At 38.5% G+C, this 7256-nt stretch carries 7 protein-coding genes; 3 read left to right on the top strand and 4 right to left on the bottom strand.

Translation table 11 applies throughout. From position 1 onward, the window contains the following. From HP439_RS06435 to HP439_RS06420, 4 genes are all read right to left on the bottom strand, one after another. A partial coding sequence (locus HP439_RS06435) for a chorismate-binding protein (RefSeq protein WP_172389520.1) occupies positions 1–987 on the bottom strand: 987 nt, incomplete at its 3' end. A 5-nt stretch (positions 988–992) separates the two neighbouring features. Further along, the gene (locus tag HP439_RS06430) at positions 993–2264 is read right to left on the bottom strand and encodes an adenylosuccinate synthase (protein ID WP_172389519.1); all 1272 of its coding nucleotides are present in this window, start codon (positions 2262–2264) and stop codon (positions 993–995) included. Between the two features lie 128 nt (positions 2265–2392). Further along, entirely contained in the window at positions 2393–2890 is a 498-nt protein-coding gene (locus HP439_RS06425) for a Fur family transcriptional regulator (protein WP_172389518.1), read from the bottom strand. A gap of 79 nt (positions 2891–2969) precedes the next feature. Beyond that, positions 2970–5177, bottom strand: a complete 2208-nt coding sequence (locus tag HP439_RS06420; RefSeq protein ID WP_172389517.1) for a RelA/SpoT family protein — start codon at positions 5175–5177, stop codon at positions 2970–2972. Between the two features lie 149 nt (positions 5178–5326). Between HP439_RS06420 and HP439_RS06415 the strand changes: the two genes are divergently transcribed. The 3 genes from HP439_RS06415 to bshB1 are packed head-to-tail and all read left to right on the top strand — an operon-like array spanning position 5327 to position 7253. Then, entirely contained in the window at positions 5327–5968 is a 642-nt protein-coding gene (locus HP439_RS06415; protein ID WP_172389516.1) for a DUF4294 domain-containing protein, read from the top strand. A gap of 31 nt (positions 5969–5999) precedes the next feature. After that, entirely contained in the window at positions 6000–6491 is a 492-nt protein-coding gene (locus tag HP439_RS06410) for a glutathione peroxidase (RefSeq protein WP_172389515.1), read from the top strand. A gap of 42 nt (positions 6492–6533) precedes the next feature. Beyond that, positions 6534–7253 carry a bacillithiol biosynthesis deacetylase BshB1 gene (gene bshB1 / locus HP439_RS06405; RefSeq protein WP_172389514.1) on the top strand — a complete coding sequence of 240 codons (720 nt, stop codon included), beginning with the start codon at positions 6534–6536 and terminating at the stop codon, positions 7251–7253. The last annotated feature ends 3 nt before the right edge of the window (positions 7254–7256 follow it).

Raw genomic sequence — 7256 nt, 5'->3', positions numbered from 1 at the left:
TTTAATCGCTTGAATTGCAGACGTATTTTTTGCCAGTTGACAGCTGATCGTGGATATTAGTTGATGAACTTGTTTAAAACTATGGATTTCAAATTGTTTGTCCGCTCGGACCGTACCGGGCAGTGCACTTTTTGTTAGATCGTTCCGTACTAGGTCGACGATCATAACATTCTCGGCAAGTTCTTTGGGGTTGCTTCGTAATGTCCGTTTAATTTGTTCATCTTCTTCAATGGTTTTTCCCCGCGGTGCGGTCCCTTTGATTGGTTGAGAGACTAATTGATTACCTCTTTTTGCTAAAAAGCGCTCCGGCGATGCTGAAAGAATAAACTTATTACCAACTTTAACATAGCAAGAAAAAGGAGTGGGAGATAGCGAATTTAATTTGCTGTAGAGCAGAAGAGGATTGATTTTTACCTCTTTTACAAAGAACTCCTGGCAAAGGTTCACTTCATAGATATCACCCCGTTGGATATGTCCCTGCAGTTTATCAAATGCTTCAAGGTACTCTTTTTTGCTCATTTTCCGTTCAACTTTTACATTGGAGCAATTCTCAGACGTAGATGCGTTGTTATACCGAATTATTTTTGCGTAGATTTCTTGTGGATTATCAGATTCGATTTCTACTTTAGCCTCCCAAAACTTAATAATAGTTCTGGGGATAAAGAAAAATGCTTCCGGGAAATCAAGTGGATTTTCAAACCTCGAAGTCAGACTTTCCGTTTCATTTTTTAGATCATAACTAAAAAAGCCAGGCATCCATGTATTTGGATGCTTGGCTCTAAACTTTTCGAGTTGCTCGAATGTGTCTCCTTGTTCGAAAAATTCGAACTTTAATTTCGCATGTACGGCTAATAATGAGTTAATGTTACTATACTCATCGTGGTAACCATTGGATTGAAAGAAACAAACTTCTTCAAATTGGTCAGCCCAATCTAAAGCTTGCTGACGAAAAAACTCAATTTCAACCTCAAAAATGGCTTTAGCCATACTATTTATAATTCGATTGTTTGTACTCTGTCGGGACCTACGGATAGGTATTTGATAGGTACTTCTAATGCTTTTTCTAAATATGTAATGTAATCTTGTAACGCTGCTGGTATTTCGTCTTTTGAGCGAATACTGGTGATATCTTGATTCCACCCTTGGATCTCTTCTAATACAGGCTCTGCTTGGTTAGTAATGATTTCATATGGCATATAATCAATTACTTCGCCGTTATATCGATAATGGGTACAAACATTAATTTTTTCAAATGTATCCAGTACGTCCGCTTTCATCATGATAAGTTCGGTAACGCCGTTTAACATGATAGCATACTTTAATGCAGGTAAGTCAATCCACCCGGTGCGGCGAGCTCGCCCAGTAGTTGCGCCGAATTCATGTCCCAATTGGCGCAGTTGTTCGCCGGTTTCATTATCGAGCTCAGTAGGGAATGGTCCTCCGCCTACGCGGGTTGCGTAAGCTTTAAAGATACCATAAACTGATCCGATTGATTTAGGTGCTACACCTAGACCGGTACAGGCGCCAGCTGTTGTCGTGTTCGACGAAGTAACAAAAGGATATGAGCCGAAGTCTACGTCTAACAGCGTACCTTGTGCACCTTCAGCTAAAACTGATTTTCCTTCTTTTAAATAGCTATTAACCAAATGTTCCGAATCCACATGTGGGATTGTTTTGAGAAACTCAATTGCTTCTAAAAACGCAGCTTCTTTTTCAGAAAAGTCAGGAACGTCTCCGTAGTGTGATAAAATCTCTAAGTGTTTCGCTTTCAATTTTTCGTATCGTTCGATAAAGTTTGAAAGTGTGGTGTCTCCTACACGTAATCCGTTACGGCCGGTTTTATCCATATAAGTTGGACCGATCCCTTTTAATGTAGAACCTATTTTACCCGAACCCATTTTAGACTCTGAAGCAGCATCTAACAATTGGTGAGTAGGTAGTATTAAATGTGCTCTGCGAGCAATAACTAATTTACCTTTTCCCACAGGGTCGAAACCTGCTTTGCGCAAATTGTCTAATTCTCTTTTAAGGATGATAGGATCGATTACAACACCGCCACCGATTAGGTTGAGCGTGCCTTCATTGAATATTCCTGAAGGAATAGTATTTAATACGAATTTTTTGTTGTCAAATTCCAATGTGTGTCCCGCATTTGGCCCACCTTGAAAGCGTGCAATTAAATCGTATTTAGGACAAAATACATCAACGATTTTTCCTTTTCCTTCATCGCCCCATTGCAGGCCCAGAAGCACATCAACTTGCATAATATTTGAAATATTGAGATTTAAAATTTAATGATTTCAACAACCGTCTTATAAAAATAAAAGTTCAGAAAAATTGGGACAGCCCAATTTTCTGAACAAAGGTAATACATTAATATTCGATTAGTGCATTAATTTGAAATTACGGATTCCTTTGCTTTTTCTTTTTGATTTTCTGCATCTGCCGTTTGGCATGCCTCACAAATTCCATATAAATTGAGGGAATGATGTTTGATGTCAAACTTTAATAAATCTCCCATAAGACTTTGAATTTGATTGATTCGTGGATCACAAAATTCGACAACCTTATTACATTCGATGCATATCACATGATCATGTTGCTTATATCCGTAAGATTTTTCAAACTGCGCCATGTTTCTTCCGAATTGATGTTTGGTCACCAAATCGCAAGATACCAGAAGTTCTAACGTATTATACACTGTAGCACGGCTTACTCGATATTTCTTGTTTTTCATGTGAATATAAAGGGATTCCACATCAAAATGATCTGACCGGGAGTAAATTTCCTCAAGAATAGCGTAACGTTCCGGAGTCTTTCTTAGATTTTTGTTCTCTAAGTAAGCTTCAAATATTTTTTTTACCGTTTGGTAGTTTTCCACTTGATTCATGTTTTGATTAAATGCATTACAAATTTACCTATTTCCTTTCTAAAAAACGATCCTTTTGCAAAGGATGACATTTTGCGGATTAAAGGTCTGCTTCATAGCGAGAAACACCAGTAATTCCACTAATTTCTTTTAAGTTTTTCATTAGACTATCCAGCTGGTCAATATGATTGACGAACACCATGATATTACCTTCGAAAATTCCTTCGTTACTGCTGATTGATAATGAACGAATATTCACGCTAAATTCTTTAGAAATTACATTGGTTATTTTGTTAACTAAACCAACATCATCAATACCTACAATTCGCAACCCGGTTAAAAAAGCAACGTTGGTTTGTGAGGACGCCCACTTAGCTTTAAGTATGCGATACCCGTAATTCGCCATTAATTTGGACGCGTTAGGGCAGCTTGTGCGGTGTATTTTAATTCCATCGTTAACCGTTAAAAAACCAAAAATATCATCCCCAGGAATTGGGTTGCAGCATGGAGCGAGGGTATAATCGATCTTTTGTAAATCGTCTCCGATTAAGATGGTATCAATTTCTTTCTTGTTGACTTTCTCTAGGAGTCCTGGTATGTGGGTGTTAAATTGATTATGATTTTGTTCCGGTGCCTTTTCGCTCGCAACAAATTCGCGAAGATTTTTAACATCAATTATACCTTTTGCAACATTGTAAAACAATTCCTGCGAACTCGGGTATTTAAAGAAATTTGAAATTTTATTAAGGTTATCTGTGTTATAGGTAACCTTGAGTGATTTTAGTTTTCTCTCTAAAATTTCTTTACCGTCCTCGGCAACTCGTCTTTTTTCTTCTTTAAGTGAGGAGCGAATTTTTGATTTGGCTTTCGCGGTGACTACGAAACTGAGCCAATCTTCCTTAGGCGTTTGCTTACTGGATGTTATAATCTCAACCTGATCGCCGTTTTGGAGCGGATGGCTAAGTGGAACTAATTTATGGTTAACCTTAGCCCCAATACACGTTGCTCCAATGTCAGAGTGTATTTCAAAAGCGAAATCGAGTGCTGTAGCTCCATTAGGCAGCTGAACGAGAGTACCTTTTGGAGTGAAAATAAAAATTTCATCTGAAAACAAGTTCATCTTGAAGTCATCGACAAAATCCAGTGCATTTTCCTCTGAACTACTTAGCATATTACGTACTTTTTGGATCCATTGATCTAGTCCGCTGTCTGAATTCGATTCTTTATATTTCCAGTGCGCGGCGAAGCCTTTTTCCGCGATTTCATTCATTCGTTTTGTTCGTATTTGAACTTCAACCCATTGTCCTCTTGGGCCCATAACGGTCGTATGCAATGATTCGTAGCCGTTTCCTTTAGGTGAAGACACCCAATCACGTAGCCGGTCTGGATTAGGACGGTACAGATCGGTGATAATAGAGTAAACTTTCCAGCACTCTGTTTTTTCTCGCTCTGTAGGTGTGTCAATTATTACGCGGATTGCAAATAAGTCATAAACTTCCTCGAAAGGAATTGATTTTTTGCGCATCTTATTCCAAATTGAATAGATCGACTTGGGACGCCCATACACCTCTGCTTTGATCCCTTGTTCCTCCAGTATTTCTTGGACGGGTTTGATGAAATCTGCAACAAATTTTTCCCTTTCCGCCTTTTTTTCATTTAGCTTTCTCGCTACAAATTTGTAGGTATCGGGATCTGTGTATTTCATAGACAGATCCTCTAGTTCAGATTTTATAGCATACAGTCCCAACCGGTGAGCTAACGGCGCGTATAGATAGCTTGTTTCTGATGCAATTTTTAGTTGCTTATGTCGAGCCATAAACTCCATAGTTCGCATGTTGTGTAGCCGGTCTGCGAGCTTAATTAAAATCACCCTTACGTCGTCAGCTAGCGTAAGCAACATTTTGCGAAAATTTTCCGCTTGCATCGAGCTATTTGGATCGAATATGCCCGATATTTTTGTTAAGCCGTCAATTATTCTTGCAACTTTCTTTCCGAATTGCGTCTCTATTTCCGATAACGTGATAACTGTATCCTCGACGACATCATGCAATAGCGCGCACACGATCGATGTCGTGCCCAAGCCAATTTCTTCGGCCGCTATTTGGGCAACAGCAATAGGGTGGTAGATGTAAGGCTCGCCCGACTTACGTCTCATCTCTTTATGGCTTTCAAGCGCTAAATCAAACGCTTTCCGAATTTCCTGTTTATCTCCACGCTGTAATGTAGGTTTACACGCGCGCAGCAATGCCCGATACCTTTTTCTTATTTCCTTATTTTCTGCTTCAATATCAATCACATAATCTTCCATATACACGCTGAAAAAAGTTGCTTTTTTATTTTTTTATTACTATTTTTATTATTGTTGTTTCGGAGTTAATAAATACAGGGGGAAACAATATATAAATATAGCAATTATTTTAGAGAGATTAAAATACAGTTATTATTTTCAATAGTTAGATGAAACGGTTATTAGGGATGTGTGTGTGGCTTTGCACGTTGATACCTTTACAGGGTAACGGGCAAGCTTTGCAATTGCCGCATTATGGTCAAGGAGAGGGGAAAACAGTGGAGCGTTTCACGACTACTAAGCTAGATGATGGCGAGATTGTTCCTTGGTTCCCAATTGATGACGTCGTGGTGACTGCGGTTCGTACTTTTAAAACAGTAGACGATCGTATAAAATATTTGCGTCTGAAGCGAAATGTATTGCGGGTGCTTCCTTATGCTATTTATGCGCAAAGACGATATGAAAAGCTTGATCGTGATTTAGCAATGGTTTCCAGTAAGAAAGAAGAAGAACGCTTGGTGAAATCTTGTGAAAAGGAGATCAAAGATAAGTTTAACACTGAAATAAAAAACTTAAGTGTGTCACAAGGAAAAATTCTAATCAAGCTTGTTCAACGACAAACAGGTAATACGAGTTTTGAGATGCTTAAAGAGATGAAAGGAGGGGTGTCGGCTTTTTTTTATCAGTCCGTTGCCCAGGTCTTTGGTCACAATCTTAAAGCAGCTTATGATCCAGAGGAAGATTATGAAATTGAAAATATTATAAGGAGTTATGAACAACAACGTCCGATCAAAAATCTCTACAATCACTAACTGAGCATTAACGAAATAAGAAAGGACTTTTATGCAAACGATTTATCAGTTTCATGGATTACAGTTTAATGGGGAAAAGAAATCGTTGCAAGAATATTCTGGAAAAGTAGTGTTAATTGTAAATACTGCCAGTCGATGTTTTTTTACCAAGCAATTTAAATCCTTAGAGAGACTATATCAAAAATATAAAGACCAAGGATTCGAAATCCTTGCGTTTCCATCTAATGACTTTCGTGCACAAGAACCGATGACCGGACGACAACTTGAAACATTTTGCCGGGTACATCAGCAAGTGACATTTCCAATTTTTAAGCGAATACATGTCAAAGGCGATTATTGTGATCCGTTGTTTAGATATTTATCCGATAAATCATTAAACGGAAGAATAGGGGTAAAACCATTGTGGAATTTTCACAAATATTTAATAAATAAAAATGGTGAAGTAGTTGACCATTTTTATAGTGTAACTAGTCCGCAATCAAACAAGCTTATGACGAAAATAGAACAATTGATAGCCGAGTGATCAGTGTTAAGTCCTTATCTTTGTTAGCAAATTTTTAAAAGAATGAAGTTAGATTTATTAGTTGTGACGGTGCATCCGGATGACGCTGAACTAGGTGCAGGGGGGACCATCGCAAAATATGTTTCCGAAGGTAAAAAGGTTGGAATACTGGATCTTACGCGAGGCGAATTGGGTACAAGAGGGACTGCCGAAACCCGAAAGATAGAATCCACACGAGCAGCCGAGATATTAGGTGTGTCGACACGTGAGAACGTAGGTCTTCGGGATGGTTTTTTCGAAAATAATGAGGAAAGCCAACTTGCGATAATTTATTATATCCGTAAATTTCAACCGGAAATCGTTATTACCAATGCGTTGGACGACCGTCATCCTGATCATGGACGGGCGAGCAAATTGGTGAACGATAGTTTGTTTTTGAGTGGTCTGCGTAGAATAAATACCCAGCAAGATGGACAGGACCAAGAGCCGTTTCGCCCCCGATTGCAACTACAATTGATTCAGGACAAATATATTAAGCCAGATATCGTTGTTGATATCACCGATTACTGGGATATCAAAGAACGATCTATATTAGCTTACACAACACAATTTAACTCTTCCGGCGAAGATCTTGAACCCCAGACGTATATATCGAATCCTGATTTTATGGAATCTACTCGTGGGCGAGCAAACGAATTCGGTCGTAATATTCAAGTTAAATATGCAGAAGGTTTCACCGCTCGTAAGATCTTGGGGATTAGGGATATTTTTAATCTTATTTAAATC

Source organism: Sphingobacterium shayense (assembly GCF_013179575.1).
GTDB lineage: Bacteria > Bacteroidota > Bacteroidia > Sphingobacteriales > Sphingobacteriaceae > Sphingobacterium > Sphingobacterium shayense.
The sequence above is the reverse complement of the archived record's forward strand: the minus strand, read 5'-3'. Positions and strand labels throughout refer to the sequence as shown.